Source organism: Streptomyces sp. NPDC050619 (genome assembly GCF_040654815.1).
In the GTDB taxonomy this organism is placed as follows: Bacteria; Actinomycetota; Actinomycetes; order Streptomycetales; family Streptomycetaceae; genus Streptomyces.
This window is the reverse complement of sequence record NZ_JBFAIR010000044.1, coordinates 37,053-59,805: the sequence shown is the minus strand read 5'-3', so window position 1 is coordinate 59,805 and position 22,753 is coordinate 37,053. Positions and strand designations below refer to the sequence as shown.

General features: G+C 68.9%; 16 protein-coding genes and 3 pseudogenes. 13 read left to right on the top strand and 6 right to left on the bottom strand.

The window, feature by feature from the left end; genetic code table 11:
• Nucleotides 1-6: 6 nt before the first annotated feature.
• From AB0I77_RS45340 to AB0I77_RS45295, 10 genes and pseudogenes are all read left to right on the top strand, one after another.
• The gene (locus AB0I77_RS45340) at nucleotides 7-1,038 is read left to right on the top strand and encodes an ornithine cyclodeaminase family protein (RefSeq protein ID WP_363288764.1); all 1,032 of its coding nucleotides are present in this window, start codon (nucleotides 7-9) and stop codon (nucleotides 1,036-1,038) included.
• The gene (locus tag AB0I77_RS45335) at nucleotides 1,029-2,360 is read left to right on the top strand and encodes a Y4yA family PLP-dependent enzyme (RefSeq protein WP_363288763.1); all 1,332 of its coding nucleotides are present in this window, start codon (nucleotides 1,029-1,031) and stop codon (nucleotides 2,358-2,360) included. Before AB0I77_RS45340 ends, AB0I77_RS45335 begins: the two co-directional genes overlap by 10 nt.
• 30 nt (nucleotides 2,361-2,390) lie before the next feature.
• A pseudogene (locus AB0I77_RS45330) lies at nucleotides 2,391-3,419 on the top strand (cysteine synthase family protein).
• A gap of 5 nt (nucleotides 3,420-3,424) precedes the next feature.
• Entirely contained in the window at nucleotides 3,425-4,828 is a 1,404-nt protein-coding gene (locus AB0I77_RS45325) for an MATE family efflux transporter (RefSeq protein WP_363288762.1), read from the top strand.
• A gap of 532 nt (nucleotides 4,829-5,360) precedes the next feature.
• Nucleotides 5,361-5,687: a hypothetical protein gene (locus AB0I77_RS45320; protein WP_363288761.1), complete on the top strand. Its 327-nt coding sequence runs from the start codon at nucleotides 5,361-5,363 to the stop codon at nucleotides 5,685-5,687.
• A 206-nt stretch (nucleotides 5,688-5,893) separates the two neighbouring features.
• On the top strand, nucleotides 5,894-6,571 hold the full coding sequence (locus AB0I77_RS45315) for a response regulator transcription factor (RefSeq protein ID WP_363288760.1): 678 nt from the start codon (nucleotides 5,894-5,896) through the stop codon (nucleotides 6,569-6,571).
• Complete coding sequence (locus AB0I77_RS45310) at nucleotides 6,561-7,262, top strand: hypothetical protein (protein ID WP_363288759.1); 702 nt, start codon at nucleotides 6,561-6,563, stop codon at nucleotides 7,260-7,262. Before AB0I77_RS45315 ends, AB0I77_RS45310 begins: the two co-directional genes overlap by 11 nt.
• Before the next feature lie 53 nt (nucleotides 7,263-7,315).
• A complete protein-coding gene (locus AB0I77_RS45305; RefSeq protein WP_363288758.1) occupies nucleotides 7,316-8,161 on the top strand; it encodes a hypothetical protein in 846 nt (281 codons plus the stop codon).
• 175 nt (nucleotides 8,162-8,336) lie between these two features.
• Entirely contained in the window at nucleotides 8,337-8,930 is a 594-nt protein-coding gene (locus tag AB0I77_RS45300; protein ID WP_363288757.1) for a Chromate resistance protein ChrB, read from the top strand.
• A 44-nt stretch (nucleotides 8,931-8,974) separates the two neighbouring features.
• Entirely contained in the window at nucleotides 8,975-10,201 is a 1,227-nt protein-coding gene (locus AB0I77_RS45295) for an MFS transporter (protein WP_363288794.1), read from the top strand.
• Here AB0I77_RS45295 and AB0I77_RS45290 read toward each other — a convergent pair.
• The 4 genes and pseudogenes from AB0I77_RS45290 to AB0I77_RS45275 form a co-directional block, all read right to left on the bottom strand.
• Nucleotides 10,083-10,787: a cation transporter gene (locus tag AB0I77_RS45290; RefSeq protein WP_363288756.1), complete on the bottom strand. Its 705-nt coding sequence runs from the start codon at nucleotides 10,785-10,787 to the stop codon at nucleotides 10,083-10,085. The two genes, AB0I77_RS45295 and AB0I77_RS45290, sit on opposite strands and share 119 nt — an antisense overlap.
• On the bottom strand, nucleotides 10,787-11,122 hold the full coding sequence (locus AB0I77_RS45285) for a metalloregulator ArsR/SmtB family transcription factor (RefSeq protein ID WP_363288755.1): 336 nt from the start codon (nucleotides 11,120-11,122) through the stop codon (nucleotides 10,787-10,789). Before AB0I77_RS45285 ends, AB0I77_RS45290 begins: the two co-directional genes overlap by 1 nt.
• Before the next feature lie 386 nt (nucleotides 11,123-11,508).
• Nucleotides 11,509-11,670, bottom strand: a pseudogene (locus tag AB0I77_RS45280) (GNAT family N-acetyltransferase); the annotation flags it as partial.
• 197 nt (nucleotides 11,671-11,867) lie between these two features.
• Entirely contained in the window at nucleotides 11,868-12,086 is a 219-nt protein-coding gene (locus AB0I77_RS45275; protein ID WP_363288754.1) for a hypothetical protein, read from the bottom strand.
• A 1,038-nt stretch (nucleotides 12,087-13,124) separates the two neighbouring features.
• Here AB0I77_RS45275 and AB0I77_RS45270 point away from each other — a divergent pair.
• Nucleotides 13,125-13,655: pseudogene (locus AB0I77_RS45270) on the top strand (transposase); the annotation flags it as partial.
• Here AB0I77_RS45270 and AB0I77_RS45265 read toward each other — a convergent pair.
• Nucleotides 13,636-15,522 (bottom strand): DUF2075 domain-containing protein, encoded by a 1,887-nt coding sequence (locus AB0I77_RS45265; RefSeq protein WP_363288753.1) that lies wholly within the window; start codon nucleotides 15,520-15,522, stop codon nucleotides 13,636-13,638. The pseudogene AB0I77_RS45270 and the gene AB0I77_RS45265 sit on opposite strands and share 20 nt — an antisense overlap.
• Before the next feature lie 1,457 nt (nucleotides 15,523-16,979).
• On the opposite strand from AB0I77_RS45265, the gene AB0I77_RS45260 reads away from it, so the two are divergent.
• Nucleotides 16,980-17,564, top strand: coding sequence for a GNAT family N-acetyltransferase (locus tag AB0I77_RS45260; RefSeq protein ID WP_363288752.1), 585 nt, complete (start codon nucleotides 16,980-16,982; stop codon nucleotides 17,562-17,564).
• Between the two features lie 502 nt (nucleotides 17,565-18,066).
• Nucleotides 18,067-18,504 carry a hypothetical protein gene (locus tag AB0I77_RS45255; RefSeq protein ID WP_363288751.1) on the top strand — a complete coding sequence of 146 codons (438 nt, stop codon included), beginning with the start codon at nucleotides 18,067-18,069 and terminating at the stop codon, nucleotides 18,502-18,504.
• 56 nt (nucleotides 18,505-18,560) lie between these two features.
• Here AB0I77_RS45255 and AB0I77_RS45250 read toward each other — a convergent pair whose 3' ends face one another.
• Nucleotides 18,561-22,400, bottom strand: a complete 3,840-nt coding sequence (locus tag AB0I77_RS45250) for an HEXXH motif-containing putative peptide modification protein (protein WP_363288750.1) — start codon at nucleotides 22,398-22,400, stop codon at nucleotides 18,561-18,563.
• Nucleotides 22,401-22,753: the final 353 nt, after the last annotated feature.

The window sequence follows — 22,753 nt, the reverse complement described above, 5'->3', positions numbered from 1 at the left end:
AAAGCCGTGACCGGCACTTCCGCACGCACGGACAACGCCCCGCCCGACATATCCGCAGACGACAAGCCCCTGCGCATCCTCAGCACCAGCGACATCGCCGGCATCGAGATATCACTCGACGACGTGGTCGGCGTCGTCGAGCAGGCGTACCGCACTCTGGCGGACGGCAAGTCGGCCAACCCGCGCAAGCTCACCGTCAAGCCCGAGGACGGCCACTCCGTCTCGTACGCCATGCTCGGCCGCGACGGGGTCCGCGAGGTCGTCGCGATCAAGACGTCGTACAAGCACGGACTGGACAAGTCCCGCGACGAGCAGCACTACTACACGACCCTCACCATCTACGACGACGTCACCGGGCTGCCGGTGGCGATGATGGACTGCGGCCGCATCGGCTCGCTGCGCACCCCGGCCGTCTCGGCGCTGCTGGCCCGCGAATGCGCCGCGCCCGACACCCGCAGCGCCCTCGTCATCGGCACCGGAACGCAAGGCCGCCTCGCGCTTCCCTTCCTGCTCACCACGCTGCCGGACCTCGACCGCCTCATGGTCTACGGCACCCACCCCGACGGCCTCGCCGCCGTCCGCGAACGGCTCCACCACTACTTCCCCGACCGGGAGGTGGAGGTCGTCGACGACGTACGGGCCGCCGCGGCCGACGCCGACGTGGTGGTCGCCACCGCCGGACAGCACACGCCCGCCGCAGTCGAGGCCGCCGACCTGAAGCCGGGCGCCCTGTCGATCCTGGTCGGCCACGGCATCGCCCCCTCGACCCTGCACCAGGCGGACCGGGTCATCGCCACCAGCGAGGCGCAGATGAAAGTCACCGGCACCGACATGGCCGACGCGGACGGCGACTTCCCGCCCGTGGACGCCGAGTTCCCCGCGGTTTTGGCGGGCCGGGCCGAGGGGCGGCGCTCGGGGGACGAGCGGATCTTCGCGTACAACAGCGGCCTGGTCGTCACCGACATCGCGCTCGGCCACCGTTTCGCGCAACTCGCCATCGAGCACGGGCTGGGAACGCGGGTGTCGCTGTGGCAGTGACCGATTCGACGGCAGCCCCGCCGCTGCCGGCCCACCCGGATCCACAGCTCGACGCGATCCTGGCCGGCTCGCTCCCGCACGAGCTGTCGTACGCGCTCGGCGGCCCCTTCCATCTACTGCTGCCGGACCGCTTCGACGCCAACGCCGCCGCCTTCACGGCGGTCCTCGACGAGTTCGGCGTCGAGGGGCGCGTGTACTACGCGAAGAAGGCGAACAAGGCCGCCGCATGGATCGAGCGGTGCGCCCTGTCCGGGACGGGCGTCGACGTGGCCAGCGCCGGTGAGCTGCGGGACGCGCTCGGGCACGGCGTGCGGGGCGAGTACGTCGTGGTCACCGGGCCTGCCAAGGCCGATGCGCTGCTGCGGGTGGCCGTGCTGCAGGGCTGTCTGATCGCTGTGGACGCCCTCGACGAGCTGGAACGGGTCATCGAGGTCGGGCGTCCTGCGCGGGTACTGCTCCGACGCCTTCCGCCCTCCCAGCCGCACAGCCGATTCGGGCTGGACGGCGGGGAGTTGGAGACGGCTCTCGTGCGGTGCCGGGACGCCGGACTCACGATGGAGGGCTTCTCCTTCCACCTCTCCGGCTACGACCCCCTCATGCGCGCCGAACTCGCCGCCGAACTGGTCGAACTGTGCCTCAAGGCGAGGACGCTCGGCCTGCGCGCCGACCGGATCAGCATCGGCGGCGGGTTCGCCGTCGACTACACGGACGCCGAGCACTGGGAACGCTTCCTGCGCGACCAGCGGCCCGAGCACTATCACGCGGGCAAGTCCTTCGCCCCGGCCGACTTCTACCCGTACCACTCGCCAGTGGCGGGCCCCGACGCCTTGCGCGCGGTCCTCGCTGCGGACGGCCTCGCCGGGCGACTGCGTGAGGCGGGCGTGACGCTGCTCCTCGAACCTGGCCGGGCGCTGCTGGACCGGGCCGGCTGCACGGTCTTCCGCGTCCAGGGTGTCAAGGACCGGCCCGGACACGGCATCGTCACTGTGGACGGCAGCAGTCTCAGCCTGTCCGAGCAGTGGTTCAACAGCGAGTACCTGCCGGATCCGGTGCTGCTGCCCGCCCACGCGTCCCCGGGTGAGCCGTACGCCGCCTGCATCGGCGGTGCCACCTGCCTGGAGTCCGACATGATCACCTGGCGCAAGGTGCGGTTCCCCGCCCGCCCGGCCCCCGGTGACCTGCTGGTCTACCCCAACACCGCCGGCTACCAGATGGACTCCAACGAGTCCCCCTTCCACGAACTCCCGCTCCCCCCGAAGGTCGTCCTCGACACCGCCGGCGGCACGACCCGCTGGCGGCTCGACCGCCATCCACTCGCCTGACTCTCTCCCCTCGAACACAGGAGCCATCCGATGGACAAGGCGCTCTCGCGCCCCGCCGTGGTCAGTCGCATCTCCGACCTCATCGGCCATACCCCACTTTTCGAGCTGTGCCGCACCGACACCGGAAGCCGACTGCTGCTCAAACTCGAGCAGTTCAACCCGACCGGCACCGCGAAGATCCGCATGGCCCGATAGATGATCCTCGACGCCGAGGAACGCGGCCTGCTGCGCCCCGGCGGCCGTATCGTCGAGTCCACCTCCGGCAACACCGGCCTCGGCCTGGCCGTCATCGCGGCCGAGCGCGGCTACACCTTCACCGCCGTCGTCGACCATCACGCCGCCGCCGACAAACTGCGCGGCATGAAGGCACTCGGCGCCGAACTCGTCTACGTCGCCTCGGAGGGCGACGAGGAGCTGGCCACGGCCGCCCGCGAGGAGTTCGCTGAGAAGCTGGCGGCCGAGAGGGACAACGCCTACTTCACCGAGCAGCACAACAACCCGGCCAACGGCGACGGTTACCGGCCGGTGGCCCATGAACTCGACGCCTCCCTGGACGGCCGTATCGACATCCTGATAGGCGCCGTGGGAACGGGCGGCGGGCTCTTCGGAACCGGAGGCGAGCTGCGCAAGACTGTGCCGGATGTGCAGATCGTCGGGGTCGAGCCGAAGGGGTCGATCGCCTTCGGGCCACCCGCCCACGACTACTACCAGTCCGGCACGGGCACCCCCGAGGGTGCCACCATCGGCGCCATGGTCGACTACGACCTGCTGGACGAGGGCGCAAAGGTCGGCGACATCGAGGCGTTCGCCACCGCGCGGGTGCTGGCCCGCCGTATCGGCCTCCTCATCGGCGGCTCCGCGGGTGGCGTGGTGTACGAGGCCCTGACCCGGATGACCTCGCTCGCGCCCGGCACGACTATGGTCGCGCTGATCAACGACGGTGGCGAGAAGTACATGGACACCGTCTTCAACGACGACTGGATGAACGCCCGAAACCTCATCGATCCCGACATCGAACGCGAAGTCGACGAGCTGCTGACCAAACTCCGCGAGAACTGACACCTATGCCAACACCGCTCACCACACTGCTCCGGGACAGCCGCGCCCTGGCGACCCTGGCCGTACCGCTCGTCCTGACCCAGCTCGCTCAGGTCGCCCTCACCACCACCGACACGGTGATGATGGGCGTCATGGGCGCCGAGGCGCTGGCCGGCGGCGGCCTGGCCATGGTCATCTTCAACCAGCTGCGCACCATGGGCGTCGGCCTCGTCACCGCCGTCGGCAACCAGGTCTCCGCCGCCTCCGCCCGCGCCGACGAAGACGAGGAACTCACCGAGGCGGCGCAGGAGGAGGTCCGGGACGTGGTCCGCGCCGCACTGGCGCTGGCCACCCTGGCCGGCGTCGTCGGCGCCCTCGTCATCCTGCTGATCGGCCGGGCCGTCACCTACCTCGGCCAGGACCCGGACGTCGTCGACACCGCCTGGCCGGTGCTGCTCACCCTCGCGCCCGGCCTGATCCCCTGCCTCTGGTTCCAGGCGATACGCCAGTTCACCGTGGGCATGCGCCGGCCGCAGGCCCTGCTCCAGATCACCATCGCCTCGGTGGCCGTCAACGTGGCACTCAACTGGGGCCTGATCCATGGCACGTGGATCCTGCCGGAGCTGGGCCTGCCGGGCATCGGCCTCGCCACCACGCTGGTGTACGCCCTCACCTGCGTAGCCCTGTACGCCTCGGCCCGCCGCGACCCCCGGCTCGCCCCACTACTGGACGTCCGGATCTGGAAGGCGCGCCCGGCCACCCTGCGCCGCCTGACCGGCCTGGGCGTGCCGATCGCCGCGACCTACGGTTCCGAAGCGGGCTTCTTCTCCGTCGTCGCCCTGCTGATCGGCACCTTCGGCAGCGCCGCGCTGGCCGCGCACACCGCCGTCAACCAGCTGATCTACATCGTCTTCCAGATCGCGGTCGGCCTGTCGCACGCAGCGTCCCTCAACGTCAGCCGCGAACTCGCCCTGGACCGGATCGACGCGGCCCGGCGCATCAAGAACACGGCGCTGGCGTGCGCGGCGGCCGTGATGGCCGTGGTCGGCGTCGTCTACCTCACCGTCCCCGGCCTGGTGCTGCGCCCCTTCCTCGACCCGTCGTCCGCCGACGGGCACAGCGCGACCGACATCGCCACGAACCTGTTGCTGGTCGCGGCCGTCCTGCAGTTCTTCGACTGCACCCAGAACATCGGCGTCGGCCTGCTGCGCGGCCTGGACGACACCAAGAGCGGCTTCCGCATCACCCTGGTCGGCTACTGGCTGATCGGACTGCCCGCCGCCTGGCTCTTCGGCCACCTCGCCGGCCTGGAGACGGTCGGCGTCTGGCTCGGCCTCCTCACCGGCCTCGCCGCCACCGCCATGCTCCTGCTGCGCCGCTACCACCACGCCCTGACGCTCCGGGGAGCCGGACAGCCCGCCGTTGCCTGATCGGGCAGCGCCGGCCCTCCCCTTCAGGGCGCCAGGCATGTGGAACGCCCGGCGTCGGCGGTGCCATCGAACCACTGTTGCGCGGACGATCAGACAACAGCCGAGCCAGTACCGCGCCACGGACTGCATGCGAAGCTCGTCCGGCGACCGGACACCGCCGCTGCCCTGCCCGCCGGGGAGACGGGGAGCGGGTCGCGGTCGCGCTGACCGGCGGGCCCGAGGGCGCCAACTGATCCGGCGGGCCGCCCGCATCGCCGACCGGTCGGCGGGTGCAGAGGGCCGGGACCGCCTGGAGCTGACCGTTCGTCGCGGTGACCGGGCGCATAGCTGTCCGCCCGCACACGGTGCCGTCGCTGTTGTTCAGCAGCGGGTGGCGCCCGGCGTGCTGGTCCGGCGCAAAGCACTGTGACATGCCTTGGAGACTGACACCTCGTTCAGATTCGTTCAGCCGCTGTTCAGCGGGTCTGTCGCACCATGAGGCAGTCAGCTCGGCCGCGCCCAGCGGCCGGGGGCCGCGGCGAGAGGATGCGGCATGAAGCGCAAGAGTAAGTGGATCGTCGGGGCCGTGCTCTCGGCCGCCCTCATCGGCGGCGGTACCGGCATCGCGGTATCCGCGACCGGTGGGGATGACACCGAGGCATCCATCTCGGGACCCGCGCTGGAGAAGGCGAGCGCCGCGGCACTCGCCCACACCGGAGGAGGCAGGGTCACGGACACCGAGGTCGGCGACGAGGAGGGCTACTACGAGGTCGAGGTCACGCTTGGCAACGGCAAGCAGGCCGACGTGCACCTCGACAAGGACTTCAAGGTCCTCGGCAGCAAGGTGGACAGCGGGGACAAGGCGAATGACAAGGACTGATCCTGCGCGCCGCATCGGACCGCGCTCGCCGCCCGGTGCGGCGTAAGGCAGGCTCCAGGAGTTGGCCGTTGCCCGCGGCATGGTGATCGGCGGCAGTCGGGCCGGGCGCGAGGACGAATCGGCCGCGTCGATGGGGGCGGCGGCTCGGGTCGGCCATGCGGCCGCTTCCGTTTGTCACCGCCACCGGCTCCCGTAGCGTGGGCCGTATGCGGGTGCTGGTCGTCGAGGACGAGGAGCGGTTCGCGGCCGGGCTCAGGGACGGGCTGGAGGCTGAGGGCTTCGCTGTGGACGTCGCGCTCGACGGGGTCGACGGACTGTGGATGGCGCGCGAGAACGCGTACGACGCGATCGTCCTGGACATCATGCTGCCGAAGCTGAACGGCTACCGGGTCTGCCGGTCGCTGCGCGGCGAGGGTGACTGGACGCCGATCCTCATGCTCACCGCCAAGGAGGGCGAGTGGGACGAGATCGAGGGCCTGGACACGGGCGCCGACGACTACCTCACCAAGCCGGTCTCGTACGCGGTGCTGCTGGCCCGGCTGCGGGTGCTGCTGCGGCGGGAGGCGCGCGAGCGGCCCGCGGTGCTCGCGGTGGGCGACCTGCGGCTGGATCCGGCCGCGCGCACGGTGGCCCGGGCCGGGCGGCAGGTCGAGGTGACGGCGCGGGAGTTGGCTGTGCTGGAGTTCCTGATGCGGCGGACGGGCGAGGCCGTGAGCAAGCGGACGATCCTCGACCATGTGTGGGGCGACGACTTCGAGGGCGATCCGAACATCGTCGAGGTGTATGTGCGGCGCCTGCGCAACAAGGTCGATCGTCCCTTCGGGCGTGACTCGCTGCGGACCGTGCGCGGGCACGGGTATCGGTTGGTGCCGGATGGCGGGTGAGCGGCGGCGCTTGCGGGCGGTGCGCGTCCGGGCCACGGTGATCGCCGCCCTGGCGGTGGGGCTTGCGCTGGTCGCCGGCGGCGTCGTCCTGGTGCTCGGGCTGCGGGTTGAGCTGAGCAACGACGTGCGGGACGCCGCGCGGGCCCGCGCCCAGGAGGTGGCCCGGGTGATCGAGGCGGGGCGAGGGGTGCCCGAGGTGAGCGTGGCCGATCCCGAGGAGGAGTTCTTGCAGGTCGTCGACCAGCGGGGGACGGTCGTCGCGGCGAGCTCGAACGTCGAGGGACTTCCGGCGCTGGCCCGGCTTCGGCCCGGCGGCAGCACCGAGGTCGACACCCCGATCGACGAGGACCCCTTCCTGGTGGTGGCGGTCGGGGCGCGGGACGGCGACCGGCGCCTGACCGTCCTGGACGGCCGTACGCCCGCCGGGGTCGCCGAGGCCACCTCCACGGTCACCCGGATGCTGCTCATCGGCCTGCCCGTGCTGCTGGCCTTGGCCTCCGCCGCGACCTGGGTGGCCGTGGGGCGGACGCTGCGGCGGGTCGCCCGCGCCGAGGCGGCGCAACGGCGGTTCGTCTCGGACGCCTCTCACGAACTGCGCTCACCCCTCGCCACGGTCCGGCAGCACGCCGAGGTGGCCCTCGCCCATCCGGGGCGCTCGGCGAGGACGTCTTCAACTACGACAACGGGGTAGTCGCCGACACCGAGGGCACCTGGCAGGCGGACCGCGGCAACGCACCGGCCGCGATGATCATGCCGGCGGACCCGGAGAAGGGCGACGTCTACCGACCCGAGAACCTGCCGGAGGTCGTCTTCGAGGAGGTCACCGTCCCGGCCGTGGACCAGACCGTCGACGGACCGTACGGCACGATCAAGGGCGCGCTGACCGTCCGCGAGCTGCACATGGACGGCTCGACCGAGGACAAGGTGTTCGCGCCGGGGTACGGGGAGTTCTCGACCGGCACCGAGGGCGGCGACCTGGAGGCAGTGTCGCTCGCCGTGCCCACCGACGCGAAGCCCGGCCCGCTGCCGGCCCGGCTGACCGCCCTGGAGCGCGTGGCCGTTGCCGCCCACGAGTCGCCCGGGGCCGCCACCGTCCGCGAGGTCCGCGCCGCGTGGGACGCCTACCGTGCCTCAGACGCCGTACCGGACCTGCTGGAGCGGCAGATGGAACGTGACCTCGTCGCCCTGGAGAAGGCCGGGGACGGTGCGCAGGCGGTCGCCCCCGCGCTGCGCGTCGCCCAGAACGTGACGGACCTGCGACTGCGCTATGAGCCCGTACCGACGGTTGACAAGGACCGACTCGCCCTCTGGACACGCCAGTTGACGATCGACACGAAGGCCGGGAACGAGGGCGCCGTCGCGGGCGACGTGACCGCCCTGGAACTCGCGTGGGAGCGAGTGCGGCACGAGGTGCCGGACGCTGCGCCGGTGGACACCGACCTGAGGAAGCTCCGCGAGGCCGCCGATGGCGAGGATCTGGCGGACATACAGCGCCTCGCGCCCGAACTCGCCGAACACATCGCGGAGTTGAAGGGTTTGCAGCCGCCTTCAGGGGAGCTTGCGCGAAGTCGGGCCGGCTCGACAGTGTGACGCCGCTCGCTGGCCCGCAGCGCCGGATACGGCGCCGGCGTGCGGCCTCCGGCTCCGCCAGAAAGACCGTCGCCGAGATCGACGAGCCGTCCGGGCTGGAAGGGTTGCGCGGCGAGCGACGGTGGGATGCCGGGGCCCGGAGTCGTGGCGTGTAACGCGTGCTACATTTTTCAGTGTGTCGACCATTCCATCAGAAGGCCGCTGGCTCGTCCTCATCATCAAACTGGCAGCAGAGCCGTCCCGGCACCGGGTCGCCGTCTGGCGTGAGCTCCGCAAGATCGGCGCGCTGTCGCTCGGGCAGGGCGTGTGGGCCGTACCAGACGTGCCGGTCTTCGCTGACGGCATCGCGCGGGCGATCGACCTGACCGGGGCCGCCGATGGGCAGGCCGTGACGCTCAACGCGTCCGGTCGCAGCGCCGAGGATGCTGCCCGCTTCCAGGCGCTTTTCACCGCTGCGCGTTCCGCGGACTGGGCCGAATTCCTCGCCGACTGCGGCAAGTTCGAGGCGGAGCTCGCCAAGGAGATCCGCACGGCCAAGTTCACCCTGGCCGAACTGGAGGAAGAGGAGCAGTCGTTGGAGCGGCTGCGGCGCTGGCACCGGGACCTGACCGCCCGCGATGTGTTCGGCGCGCCGGAGGCGGCCGAGGCCGCAGGGAGGCTGAAGGAGTGCACCGCTGCCTGTGAGGACTACGCGGAGCGTGTCTTCCGCGCCCTGCACGAGACGCCGCACGAGACGCCGCACGAGACTCCAGAGGGCGACCGACGATGACGCAGGCGACGGATGTGAAGGCTCAGGCGGCACCGGCGCGGCAGATGTGGCCGCTGTACGCGGCCGGGTTCACCACCGCTTTCGGCGCGCACGGAATCGCCGCGAACCTCGGCGGCTTTTCCGACGATGCCGTCACCTCGCTCTTGGTGCTGGGCGGACTGCTCGCGCTGTACGACGGCGCCGAGGTGGTCCTCAAGCCGGTCTTCGGCACGCTCGCCGACCGCGTCGGCGCACGGCCGGTCCTGCTGGGCGGGCTGGTCGCCTTCGCCGCCGCCTCCGCCATGTACGTCGCAGCGGACAGCCCGGGCTGGCTGTGGGCGGCCCGCCTCGGCCAGGGCGCGGCCGCATCCGCTTTCTCCCCGTCGGCCTCCGCCCTGGTCGCCCAGCTGAACCCGGCGGCCAAGCACGGCCGGGCGTTCGGCAGTTACGGCTTCTACAAGTCGATCGGCTACACCCTCGGCCCGCTGCTCGGCGGCGTGCTGGTGTGGGCCGGGGGTCTGCGCCTGCTGTTCGCGGTCCATGCGGTGCTGGGAGCGGTCGTCGCCGTCTGGGCCGCGCTCGCCGTGCCCGTTGTACCGCCACTGCCCAAGGTCCGGCAGACCGTGCTCGATCTGGCCCGACGCCTGGCCGACCCCGCGTTCCTCACCCCGACCGCCGCTCTGGCCGCGGCTACCGCCGCCCTGTCGGTCGGAGTGGGATTCCTGCCGGTCTCCGGCCGGGTCGCCGGGCTCGGCACGGTGGCCACCGGCGCTGCCGTGTCGCTGCTCGCCGCGAGCGCCGCACTCGTCCAGCCGCGTGCCGGGCGCGCCCTGGACGAGGGGCGCCTGACCACTCGTAGCGGACTGCTCACGGGACTGCTGCTCACCGCTGCGGGCCTGGCCTGCGCCATGCTGCCCGGTTTGCTCGGCATCCTCCCGGCCGCCGTCCTGATCGGCGCCGGAACCGGACTGATCACCCCCCTCGGCTTCGCCGCTCTGGCCGCCGGCACCCCGCCCGAACGCCTCGGCCAGACCATGGGCGCCGCCGAACTGGGTCGCGAACTCGGCGACGCGGGCGGCCCGCTGCTCGTCGCTGGCGTCGCCGCGCTCGCCACCCTGACCTACGGCTACGCCGCACTCGCCGCCCTGCTCTTCCTCGGGCCGGCGATTGCCGTCAGCAGCAGCTACAGCCGGGCCCGCAGCCGCACGAGTCGTCCTTCGCCGCCGACGAGGCCGTGGTCTGGACGGGTCCGCAGCAGGCGTCCCCGCGCCAGGCGTCGCGACCTTCCTTGACGGCTACGGCCGCGATGACGAGCGCGGCGATCGGGTCCGCCCAGGACCAGCCGAACAGGCTGTTGGCGAGCAGTCCGACCAGGAGGACGCCGGACAGGTAGGTGCAGAGCAAGGTCTGCTTGGAGTCCGCGACGGTGGAGGCGGAGCCGAGTTCGCGGCCGGCACGGCGTTGAGCGGCGGACAGGAACGGCATGATCAGCAGGGAGAGAGCGGCGAGCACGATGCCTGGGGTGGAGTGCTCGGCTTCGCCCGTGGCGGTGAGCGCGCGGATCGAGTCGATGGTGACGTAGGCGGCAAGCGCGAAGAACGACACGGCGATGATCCGCAGGGTGGTCTTCTCGCGCGCGTCCCGGACGGAGTGGTCGGCGGCGGAGAACTGCCAGGCGACGGCTGCCGCGGAGGAGACCTCGATGACGGAGTCGAGCCCGAATCCGACCAGTGCGGAGGAGGAGGCGAGGGAGCCGGCGGTGATGGCGACGATCGCCTCGATCACGTTGTAAGTGATCGTCGCTGCGACCAGCAGTCGTATGCGCCGGGTCAGAGCGTCGCGGCGCACGGGGGACGGGCCGAGGGATATGGAGGCCATCAGCAGCAGCCCTTCTCGTCGGCATCGGCGCAGGTGCGGTCCGTCTCGACGGCCACGACCGCGTTGCGGAGGTCGTCGAGCGCATGACCGAGCCGGGGATCGGCGAGTTCGTAGCGGGTGCGCCGGCCATCGGGGACCGCGACGACCAGGCCGCAGTCGCGCAGGCAGGCCAGATGGTTCGACAGCCGGGTGCGCGAGACCCCGATCCGGTCGGCCAGGTCGGACGGATGGGCGGGGGCATCCCGCAGGGCCAGCAGCAGTTGGCAGCGGATCGGGTCAGCGAGAGCACGGCCGAAGCGCACGAGCACCTCGACCTCGGGAGCGAGGGCCAGCATCAGATGAGAATACAGGATATCCTGGATTCAGAAATTCCTGGATTGCTATCCCGTGGATCGGCTGGCTTCCGTGCCCGGCGCCGCCGCCACGTCTCCCACTGGTCCAGCTCAGCCAACGTCTCCACGGCCCGAATCTTGCCGGTGACGATGATGACGTCGCCCGGGTGGACGACCGTTTCGGCGGGGCGTGCGTGAAGCCGGCGCCGGGGCGTTCGATGCCGACGGCGGTGACGCCGTACGTACTGCGCGCTCGGCTCTCGCCGAGCGGGATCCCGCCGACAGCCTTCGGGGCGAGCATCTTGATCAAGGCGTAGTCGCTGCCGAAGGTGATGTAGTCCAGCATTCGGCCGGTGACCAGGTGGGCCACGCGCTCGCTTTCCGGACGGTCACAACGGCTGGGCGGCCAGGGCCAGGGCCCGGGCCGGGTGCCGGGGGCCGAGGAAGACGACGATGCCCTTGCCGTCGGGGGAGGGGTGGGTGGCCTGGGTCCAGTCCTGGCGGTGGTAGAAGGCCACGGCCCGGGGCGACTGGACTGACGTCAGCAGCCAGCCGTCTTTCTTGCGCCGGGGCTGGCGCGGCAGCCTGGATGCCGACTGATCCACTGCCACAACCAGCGCACATGGTGAGAGGTCCTGCCAGGACGGCCCTCCGTGAAGCACCGGAACTCTCCCAGACCGGCCGTGGGGAGTGGCGACCAGGGAAGACCGCTGAGGGGCAGCCGGTCCAGGCCGCCCCTCCCGGGTCGCTACGCGGTGCGTTTGAGGTGGGCCAGTACGCCCATGCCTCCGCTGAAGGCCGCAGCGAAGGCGCTGCCACTCGCACCGAAAGTCGCGAGGGGGTTGCCATGGAAGGCCATCACCACGATGACCGCGACGAGAGAAGCCACGACAGCACACAGACTGACGATCGCAACATCACGCCCGGGATGCGTACAGGCGAGCTGCTGCGTCGAGTTGGCCGACACTCGGTACCTCCATTGACTTGTTCGCTATCTCCGCTGGATCTGGACGCACTTGACCTGGGTCGAGTGGTCACCAGCGGTACGCAGCGGGGCTTAGGTCGCCCCGGAACAGCCGTCCGGCTGTGTCCACGTATGAAGCGATGAAGTCAAGGAGCCTCCTGTGGGTAGTTGGCGGACCGACTCTAGCGATCCGTCAACTCCGCTGCAATGGCTGGTCGTTCAACGCCTTGGGCGGAGAGAATGCGTACGGCTCCGCTGCCAGCCCGGACAGACCCAACACCTGCTCTCCTCCCTTCGAACACCAGCTACGCGCACACGGTGATTACGAGCTGAGCGGGAACGGAGAAGCAGGTGCTCAGGCGGAAGCGGCAACGACCCACCAGACCGTTTGCGTTTCTGTGTGGGCTTCAGGTGTGGGGCACGGTCGGAATTCGACGGCGTGTATGGCCGACGATCCGTTGGTAAATGGCCTTTGAGCTGCGGAAACGCGTCAGAAAGAGAGCGCGGACACCGTTGCGTCGCTCGAAAACCGCAACGGTCAAAAGACCGTGTGCGTTTTGACGTGAACGCAAAAACTCCCGACCTGTATTTCTGCAGGTCAGGAGTCTTTTCCGGAGTGCCCCCGGCGGGGGCACAGAACATGGGAACGGGGGAAGTCGCCGGGCGGGGGCGGGCAGCTGGTGATCGAGACGGTTGTCCGGCTGAATCGATAGATCGTCGGCGATTGACCGCAGGTTCGAGTCCCCGGCAGGATCCACAATCAAGGGCTGGTCGCGTCCCGCTACCTCTGTGCCTGAGATGGCAAATGGGTAGGCACGAAATCCTGGCACGGCGCGGAGGTGTCATGGGCCCTGTGGGCAAGCGGTTCGAGGAGCATGCGGTTTTCGACCTCCAGTGCGGCCTCTTTGTGGGCTGAACTTGGCGTTAACGTCCCAGGTCACTCGACCTGCTGAGATCCCCGCAAATCGGCGGCATGTGACGCGGCCGTTCTTCACGCTTCGAGATGTCGAGTAACGAAGCACGAAAGAACGGCGGCTGCCTATGAGTCTCCCCGTCGACGCGCCCGCAGGCGAGGCATTCAGGGTGTTGTCCCGCTTTCGGGTCGACTTCTACGACTGCCTGTACAGCCGTGCCGATGCGCTCTTCGAGCTCACCGACGCGATCTTGTGCGCGGACGGGTCGGTGAAGACCCTGGTCGAGCTCTGCCTGTCGGTCGAGCACCGACGGGGGCACGGGGCCCCGTATGCCGCGTTGGACCGGGGCTGGCTGGAGCCGACGCGGTTGCGCCCCACGCTGGCAGGCTTGCCGCTGCCGAAGGCGGCCGACGGGCGCATCGTGCTGGCCGTGGATGTCAGCAACTGGATCCTCCCGGACGCCCCGACCAGCGACGACCGGTTGTTCTGCCACGTTTGCGGGCGCGGAGACCGCAAGACGGATCAGTTCGTGCCCGGCTGGCCGTACTCCTTCGTCGCCGCCCTGGAGACCGGCTGGACCTCCTGGGTCGCCTTGCTGGACGCTGTGCGCTTCGGGCCGGCGGACGACGCGACCGCCGTCACCGCTGCCCAACTACGTTCTTGTCGGCCGGTGTCTCGATGAGTTCACGCAGCTTGACGCGGGTCTCGGCGTCGGTGGAATAGATGACCGTGCCGACGCTGCCGCGGGTCAGAAGTACTTTGTACGTGTTGAGGATCAGCTGCCGTATGTCAGAGTCCGAGATGGTCTTCCTGAAGACAGGATCCTTCGATGCCGTACGGTCGACGATCCATTCACCATCCCGCCACACCAGGTCCGGCCCAAGGATCACGCCGCTCCAGTCGTACTCGAAGCCCTGCGCGGCATAGATACAGCCGACCTGGCCGAAACCAGCTGGATCGGTGGCCCAGAGCGCGGCGGGCGGGGCACCCATCACGGACCGTTCGCCCATGATGTTCCAGGGGCGGGCCCAGCCGCCGATCACTACATCCTGCGGCAGGGGCTTCCCCGGCTTGGCGTTCGACCACGGCCAGCAGTAGCCGGCTGTCATGCGCGCGCTGAATCCGTGAGACCGCTGCTGGTCGAGGAACGCTTCCAGCTCTTTGGGTGAGTCGGCGGTTCGGACTTCCATGAGTCCGTCAGGTTCCCAGGCTGCTGGTCCGTCTTCCGGCGGGTCGAGCAGTTGCGTCACCCAACGCAGATATGCGTCACTGCCACCGCTTCGGAAAGTGCTGTTCAGGGATACGATCCGACACTCGAGCCCCTTGGCTTCGGCAGCTGTCCGGATCATGTCGACCGTTCCCAGCTCACCGGGACGCACGACCTGGAGCTCGTCGAGCAGGAAGACGGCAACCCGTGCCGCATCGATCAGCTCCTCCACCTGCGGCCTTCCTGTGCGTTGAGAGGCCGGAGTGTAGCGATTGGCGGAGGTTTCGCGGATGCGGTGTGCTTCGTCGCAGATCAGGACATCGACACTGTTCCGGTCGGCGCTGATGAAGCTGTTGAAGTACGTGAAGAGTCTCTGCGTTTCACGACTGCGTGCGCCAGCCAGCTTACGCATGGTCTTCGTGAACGAAGCGGATCCTGTGGCGTGCAGCGCAGTGAGGCCACGCCGGTGGAATTCCCCGAGCAGAGCCAACGCGATAGCGCTCTTGCCCGACCCCGGGCCGCCAGTGACGATCAACACCTCCTTGGAGGCCGAGTGCTGTGCCCTGCGGACCGCATGCAGTACCTCCTCGTATGCGACGCGCTGCTCGTCGAGGAGCACAAACTGCTCTCGCTCGCGGACCTCATCAGCGGCCACTGCCATGAGCCGCTTCGCAGGGCGGACGTTTCCTGTGAGTAGCTCGTCGGCCGCCGCTGCCCCGGCCTGAGGGGCCAGGATCTCCTTGAGGAAGGTAATGAAGTCTCTGCGGCGCTCCGCGCTGAACACCCGCCCGTGTGTCCTCTGGCCCTCCGCGTACAATCCAACGATGCCGGAGTCGGTCGCGTTGTAAAGGTAGGCCGCACCCGTGATCCGCTCCGGGTGCTCAGCGAGAACCTCGTTGGAGGACGCCAGGTAATCGCAGTAGCGGAGGGCCTGCTCGACCGGGTTGAGCACCGGCGGGATATTGGGACCGATACGACACAACAGTGGTTCCTCGTCCACCCGCTCCGCGCTCCTCCACTGCTTCAGCTCGATGACGACGTACGAGGGGTGGCCGCTGTCCGGGTGCACCCCGGCGAGGATCACGTCGGCCCGCTTGGAAGTGAACGGCAGCCCGTACTCGATCATCATGTCGACCTGCTCGAGTCCGGCATCCACCAGCACGCTGGATAGCGCCGGAAAGCTCCGCTCCCAGAAGTGTGTCTCCGATGCGCTGGGTTCGTAGCCGTACATCTGAACGAACCGCTTGCGCAAGCGGAAGGGTAGCGAACCTTCGCGGGCCCGTGCGGCGACTTCGTGTGCCGGTGCATGGAACAGCAAGGAGTGCCCCCAGGTGGCGTGCAGGGTCTTGGGCGAGTTCGGAGGACCCTCTGAGCTGCCGCTTCGGCGGAGCGTAGCCCCGACGAGGTCGTCAGCAATACTGCTCAACTCTATCTCCGCAGGTGCTTTCCCCTGCCTGCCGGAGCACGCGAATCCCGAAGGTGGTCCGGCAGGCAGGGGGGGAGACCGGGAACAGCTATTACTTCCGTCGCCACCATGACGTCAGGAGATGGCGAAAAATTCTGGCGAGTTCCCGGATGATTTCGGGACGGTCGGCGGAGCGGCTGTTGCGAAGAGCCGCGTTGACGATCCGACATGCGGTGACACAAATAGCCACGCAGCAAGTGACGAGGGTGAATGCGGTGATGGAGGCAGCGATGAAAAGGGGGTCGGAGAGCAAGGCAGTCCTTTCGGCGCTGCGCCGAACCGTGGTGAGGTGCGTGTTCCAGGCTCGTCGCAGCCCATCGTGGGCGGTCTGCGCGTTAGACCGTGCGGTCGGAACTGGCCGACGATGCCGTGGAGACTGCCGTGTCCCGGCGTGCTGTGTGGTCCGGCACGGGGAAGTCCATCGCTGCTGAACGGTGGCTGAGCGCGTGGAAAGGCATGGAGAAGCTCCGTTGGCTGTTGAGGACGTGTCTGCAGCAGCAGAAGTCCGGTGTTTGCCAGATAGGGTGGGGTTATACACGGGAAAGGCCCCTGCAGAGCAGCGAGTTGGGTAGCGAAGCTGAAGTCATGCCGTTCTGTGGAGGGCGTACAGCGCCTTCACACGGGGGCCGAGCACCGGCCCCCGAGCGGGCGTTGGTCGCAGGTTCGAGTCTTGGGCAGGGCACCAGACAGATGGGAACGGGGGCGGGCGGTGGTCACCGGGATCACGGATCACCGTGGAGTCCACTCCGTACCTATGAAGCGGCTTGGCCGTTGGCCGCGGGTTCGAGTCCTGGGCAGGAGCCACAAAACATGGCTGGTCGTGCGCGGGGCGCTGACCTGCGTATTCTCGCCGCGGTGGCGGTTGAGGGCGTACGAGGCTGGTGCCGCTTTCGCCAGGGGCGGTCCCCGCGGCTGCCGAACCCCGGCCCGTGATGAGGAAGACCTGCGACCCTGGCTGATGCCTTCTATAGGTCAGTTATCAGGCCAGAAGGCCGGGTTGCGGACGCCGCGTTGCGCTCGGGGCGTTGCATTGGTTCGACGGAGTGCTCGGTGGAGCTCCGGGGCTCCACCGAGGCGATCACATGCGTTCGGGCTTCTTCTCCGCCGGCTTCGTCATCCAGGACCGGCCGGCCCATCGGGCAAGCCCGCCCATGGCGGGGGACGCGAGAATGGCTCCCCAGCCGATGACATGCGGTGTCGGCAACGGCTGAATTGAGCCGTTGCCGACAGCGAGCTGCCGTGGCGGTCGTGACGCGTTGGCGACCGGCTCATTGTTGACGTGTGTGGTCAGCGTCGGGCGATCATGGAGCATGACTCGCGCTCTGTCGACGCCGCCCGTCATTGCCTCCGGTTTGCTCGGTGGCTTCCCCCAACCCGTGCTCCCCGCCACCGGGGGCTTGCTGTTGCGCCCCTGGGGAGAAGCCGATGCACCAGCGTTCCTGACTGCTTACCAGGATGATGAGATCCGCCGCTGGCACACGCGGCGGCCCTCCTCCGAGGCCCAGGTCCGGGAATGGTTCGACGCATACCGCCAGCATTGGAAGTGCGAGAAGGGTGGCCACTGGGCGATCACCCGGGACGGCGACGAGGTACTCGGCCGACTGGCACTACGCGGACTGGACTTCGACGACGGCATAGCCGGCGTGGCCTACTGGGTACTCCCGGCCGCCCGCGGCGCCGGTATCGCCTCGCACGGCCTCGGGGCGCTCACCGCCTGGGCCCTGAACGAGATCGGCTTCTACCGTCTGGAGCTGGACCACTCCACCCGCAACCATGCTTCGTGCAGGGTCGCCACCAACTCCGGGTACCTCCTGGAAGGCACCAAACGCAGCGCCGCCGTGCATGACGATGGCCGACACGACATGCATCTGCATGCCCACATCCGAGGAGACTGAGGCTTCCCGATCCCTCACGCAGACCCTCTTGACCTGGGACGAGACGAACACCCCCCCAGCACGTGATCGAAACGACCGGCGGCCAGTTGGAGTCGCTTTGGTGGGGCCGCTGAACGTCGCCCCAGCCACCTCGCGGCGCAAAACGGAACTGCGGACAGAGCCGTTTTCAAGAATCCTTATCAATGCCGACGGGGCGGTTCAGGCCGTCTCACCGAGATATGACAGAGCGTCAATCTCGATGGATCACGGCGGGGCGTACCCCCGGCTCACGGTCTGGAATCGAACAGCCCTTTCACGGACCGTGACGGCTCCCCTGTTCGCTGCCAGACCCCGCTGAAGAACGTCATAGCCACTCTGCTGTCCTGTATGACCTTGGGGTGTAAGGGGCGAGCGCTAAACAAGGGGCTGGACGTGGCGGCGCCGGGGGCGACCTGGATGAAGCTCACCGTCGAAAAGCTCCGAGTGCCCGCCGGACTCGGACTGAAGTTGGCAACATGGGAAGATGGCCAACCTGACCGTACGAGCAAGAATCGTGGTGTGGGCCGTCGCAGTGTTGTGTGGCCTGGGGGCAGCGGGACTGGTAGTTCTGGTGGTTGCGGTGGATCTGAACACCGCGGATCAGGCGGCAAGTGTCGCCGGGGCGCTCGTCGGCATCGCGGGGCTGGCTGTGTCCGTCTACGCCCTGTGCCGCACCCCCGTTTCGACAGGCTCTGATGCTTCCGTAGAAGCAGGAGGCGTCCGGTCGGTGGCCGCTGGCGGCAATATCGGGCGCGTTGTCACCGGTGACAACGCTTCCCTCACTACTGCTGCCCCTGCTCCCCCGTTTGCAGCAGGAGTTCCGCGCGGGCCGACCTTCCCGGCCCGGGCCACCGGCGAGCGGGGCATCGCAGCTGCCGGCGACATCGGCGAGGCGATCACCGGCGATGGATCCCAGACGTAAACCACCGCGGGAAATCGAGACAAATTCGGAGAATCCATACTCCCCGCGACATGTAGTTAAGGTCGGCCGTGGAGGAGTTCCCACCGGGCCCGGTGGGCAACGGCTGCCGCCCGAGCTGCTGCGGCCACATCAGCGGGTACGGCCGGCTCTGCCCTCCACGCGGCGGCGCTGTCCGCCATCGCGGCGACGAACTGCCGGCCCGTGTCGGTCAGCCGGGGTGAGGACTTCACCACCGTGAATGCCTCCCAGACCTGAATGCGCCAGTAGGCCAGCTCGAACTGCGCGTGCCTCAGGTCATCGCCGGTCGAGCGAAGGCAGCGCCCATGCCAGAATTCGGCCACCCCGAAGAAGGCGAACACCCCCTGGAACAGCCCTTCGAAGGGCCGCGGATCATCCCGCCAGGGCGCGTAGAACAGCTCTTCCTCACCGTCTTGCTCACTGTGCAGCGACACCATGTCGAGGAGGGCATGGAGTTTCATGTGCCGGAACTCGTGCACGAGCGTCTGGGCGAGTTGCAGCGCGTCCTCCGGTTCGGTGAGGACGATCCCGCCGTACGCATCGCTCGACGTGAGTGAAGTCGGCCCGGCGCCGGGCGCCGGGGCCTGCGGCGTGAGGGTGGTGAGGGCGGCTGCGAGTGCGCCGGCGTCAACGCCGTCTGTGTGGTTCAGCAGGTTCCATGCCTCACCGAGCAGTTCCTGCCAGCGGTCCGCCTGCTCGGGAGTGAGCGGGCAGGGCGCCGTATCGGGGTCGACAACGCGGTAAGGATCGGTGTCGTCGAGGCGGACCAGGAGAGTTTCGCCGGCGGTATGGGCTTTGATACGGCGCACCGGGTGCCAGCCGGGAGACTCGGCCTCCAACGAGGAGGGAAGTCGCACCTTCTTGCCTGCGGCGCGGACGTACCTCTGGCCGTACTCCGTCACGACCTCCGCCTCCGTCGTGCGCCGGTCGGTTCCGAGGTCGGCGAAGCCGAGGGTCGGCAGGACGGCCAGTCCATCGCGTACCGGAATCCGGAGGGTGAAGTACAGCTCGGCGTTGATGCCGGCCGTGGCCGCGAGCGCCCGTAGATAGCCGGGGTCGGCCTGGGAGGAGTCGTCCTCCAGCGCACGCAACGTACGGCTCATCCACCGGCCTGTCCCGGGGTGCAGGAGCAGTTCGTCCACGAGGACCGGGTTGACCCGGTCGGCTTCCACAAGCAACGCCCGTACGTGCCGGATCCACGGGTCACCATACGACCGAGTACACCAGGCAAGGATCTCCCTCAGTGCCAGGACGCGGATCGTGCGCTGATGGTCGCATAGCTTTTCGACGCCGCTGCGGGTCTCCCGCCCGGCCGCCAGGACGCGGAGCCTACCCGGCCAGAGGCGCTTGGTGTCGAGTGCCGGCGCGGTGGACTTGTCCTCGAAGCGGGACTGCGAACGGTAGGAAAGGACGGGTCGCGAACGCGGAGCTGGGGGATAGGAGTAGCCGCCTGACGAGTATCCGCCGCCGCCTGGTCCCTCACCCGATTTGCTCTGCCGTGGTCGGGCAAACCTTTCGAGGATTCGACGGACATCGGGGGCCAGTTCGTCGCTATCGGCTGCGAGCGCGTCGTCCAGGGGCATCCTTGCGTGCTCCTCCTCGTTCGCTCCGTTCAGGACAAGCGCGAGGTTCCGGCTACTGGTCCGCACATCGGGGTGGTCCTCGCCCAAGAGGCGGACGTTGGCGTCCAGCACCGCACGGAAGTGGTCCGCCGCCTCGGCCGGGCGGCCCAGTAGATGCAAAGCGGTGGCGAGTTCGTGCCGACTGGAGACCGCGTCGGGGTGGTCTTCGCCAAAACGCCGCTTGTTGATTTTCCAGATCTCGGCGAACTCGGCCTCGGCCTCGGCGAGCCGGCCCTTGTCCCGCATGATGCGCGCTTGTTCGTGGCGGGCGATGAGTGTGTCAGGGTGGGCGGAACCCAGCAGGTTCACCGCGTCCGCGACGACCTCCGCTCCGATGCATTCGGCCTCGTCAAGATCCCCGGCATCGCGCAACGCCCGCGTAAGGCTGGTGCCGACGGCAAGTGTCAGCGGATCGCGGTGTCCGAACAGTTCTCGCCCCGCTCGTCGGATCTCTCGCAGTTCGTCGGCGGACTCCCTGAGCAGCCCACGCATGTGCAGGACAGTGGCAATGTCGTACCTGGTACGAAGGGTTTTGCGGGAGTGCGGTCCCGGGTCGCGCAGCCGGATCGCGAGGACGGCGCGCAGATCCTTCTCCGCCATGTCCGGTTGTCCGAGTGCACACAGCACCCGTGCCCGGCCGCCTCGGGCGGACTGGAGATACGGGTGGTCGGACGGCAGCGTCCGTTCGCAAGCCTCAGCCACCGCCGTGTACACGGCCTCGGACTCACGGAGCTGCGCGTCGTCGCGCAGAGCCAGGGCAAGGCCCAGACGGCTTTCAAGCGTCGCGGGATGGTCGGGACCGAGGCGGCTCTCCCGGAGGGCGACGACGGTGCTGAGCTCCGTGACGGCCAGGGAGTACAGGCCAAGGAAGTTGCGGCTCTGTCCGGAACGCAAGGCAGGTTCGGTGGCGGCGACGGTCATGTCGTCCGTCAAAGGGCCGACCAGTTCCAGGAGGTGCAGGGGGGCGGTGCAGTGCGGGGCGAAGTGGCGCCATCGCCGCCAGTGCGTGGGATTGTCCGGTTCGAGCGGGCCGACGGCCCGTTCCAGCAGGGCTGTGACGAGGCCGAGGAGCCTCCCCGCGTGCGTGGTGAAGTCGGCGTGCGCACGGTTGCTGGCGCGGACCAGCGGGTGGATGTCGATCTTCCGACGGATGTCGGCGTCAGACGAATCGCCTTTGCCGGGTTCCGGGCTCAGGCTCTGAAGGTTGACCAGTCGCAGACCGGAGAGCCCTTTCAGCGCGGCCTGGATCCGTTTGTCGGTCGGAGTGGGGAACAGGTCGCAGGTGGCGAGCAAGTCCGGTTGGAGCAGTTGCTGGTGCGGAATCGGTGCTGGTCCAAAAGCCGACAGGAGGCGCAACAGCGGCCGGGCGAGATCGTTGCCCTGATTGTGGAGAAGATCGAGCGAGAGCTCCCAGGTTGTGAGGATGGCCCGGCGGGCCTGTTCCGCCTCCCCGAGCGAGGAGTCCGGGTCGGCGGCCATCTCCGCGATCCGCCCGTCGAAGCTGCGGCGATACTCTGCGAAAGTCTCCGGCGCTCCGGGCACGGGCCATGGCTCCTCGGTTGCCAGCGCAAGGTACGAGCCGGCGATGTCCAGGGCCAGGGGCAGGCCACCGAGGTGCTGGGCCAGCTTCATCGCCTCCCGCTCATCGCCCGCTTCAGGAGCCAGGTCGAGCAGGATGCGAGCACTGTCGTCGATGTCGAGAACATCCACTGGCAGGAGGCGTATCCACGGCGCCCATCGCTCCCGGCGGGATTCGCGGCTCGTGACGAGTACTGTCCCGTATGGGGTGCCGGGCGGCCGCAGCCAGCCGACGCCACGTGCCAGCGGGTGTGGCCGGGCAGTGAGGAACGACGGATCGTCGACGTTGTCGAGGACGAGAAGCCATGGTTCGGTGAGCGCGTTGAGCCGCTTCCACAGCACGTCGGCGGCGTGGGCGTGGACGAACTCTCGGGTATCGGCGCCTGCGTCGAACGCGACGGCGTGCAGCGCACCCCAGAGGCTCTCACGGTCGGCGGCGGACACCCACCACACGTGGCCCATCATGGGGGAGAGCCGGTGTGTGACTTCCAAAGCCACCGAGGTCTTCCCGCAGCCGCCGAGCCCGGTCAGCACACGAACACGGCTGTTGTCCGTGCTGCCACCTGTATGTCGTCCCATGCCGACGGTCAGCGTCGCCACCAGATCATCCCGCCCGCGCAGCCGGTCTGAGGCGACCCGTCGCTGGGGAACAGCGAGCGGGGTCGAAGTGAGGTCCAAGCGAGAAGGGGACGCCGCCGCGGCCGACCGCTCGTGATGTGTGGCCTGGGTAAACGCCTCCTGTGGGACTAGGACCGCCCGCTCGATGTTCTCGATGTGGAGCGCAGTCGCTCCGTCACCAGCGACAACTTGACCGGCATTCCCGCCCACGGCGGTCGATCGATCTCCGGGCGAAGATACGGTCGCCGACACGGGCGGATCAGTCCTTGAGTGGTCGTGACCACGCCGTCCCAGGGCACTCAACGCGGACCTTCCCCATGCCCCAGGGATGCGTCACACACGGTCGCTCCCGTTTCCCCCGTCATTCCTTCAGTATTTCCCGTGCCGCCCCTTCGTATAGCCGGAATCCGAAA

What these genes read in the sequence shown, in the direction of transcription:
- AB0I77_RS45325 (WP_363288762.1), top strand. Translation starts at nt 3,425, where the DNA reads ATGCCAACACCGCTCACCACACTGCTCCGGGACAGCCGCGCCCTGGCG.
- AB0I77_RS45320 (WP_363288761.1), top strand. Translation starts at nt 5,361, where the DNA reads ATGAAGCGCAAGAGTAAGTGGATCGTCGGGGCCGTGCTCTCGGCCGCC.
- AB0I77_RS45315 (WP_363288760.1), top strand. Translation starts at nt 5,894, where the DNA reads ATGCGGGTGCTGGTCGTCGAGGACGAGGAGCGGTTCGCGGCCGGGCTC.
- AB0I77_RS45310 (WP_363288759.1), top strand. Translation starts at nt 6,561, where the DNA reads ATGGCGGGTGAGCGGCGGCGCTTGCGGGCGGTGCGCGTCCGGGCCACG.
- AB0I77_RS45305 (WP_363288758.1), top strand. Translation starts at nt 7,316, where the DNA reads ATGATCATGCCGGCGGACCCGGAGAAGGGCGACGTCTACCGACCCGAG.
- AB0I77_RS45295 (WP_363288794.1), top strand. Translation starts at nt 8,975, where the DNA reads ATGTGGCCGCTGTACGCGGCCGGGTTCACCACCGCTTTCGGCGCGCAC.
- AB0I77_RS45290 (WP_363288756.1), bottom strand. Translation starts at nt 10,787, where the DNA reads ATGGCCTCCATATCCCTCGGCCCGTCCCCCGTGCGCCGCGACGCTCTG.
- AB0I77_RS45285 (WP_363288755.1), bottom strand. Translation starts at nt 11,122, where the DNA reads ATGCTGGCCCTCGCTCCCGAGGTCGAGGTGCTCGTGCGCTTCGGCCGT.
- AB0I77_RS45260 (WP_363288752.1), top strand. Translation starts at nt 16,980, where the DNA reads ATGACTCGCGCTCTGTCGACGCCGCCCGTCATTGCCTCCGGTTTGCTC.
- AB0I77_RS45255 (WP_363288751.1), top strand. Translation starts at nt 18,067, where the DNA reads ATGGCCAACCTGACCGTACGAGCAAGAATCGTGGTGTGGGCCGTCGCA.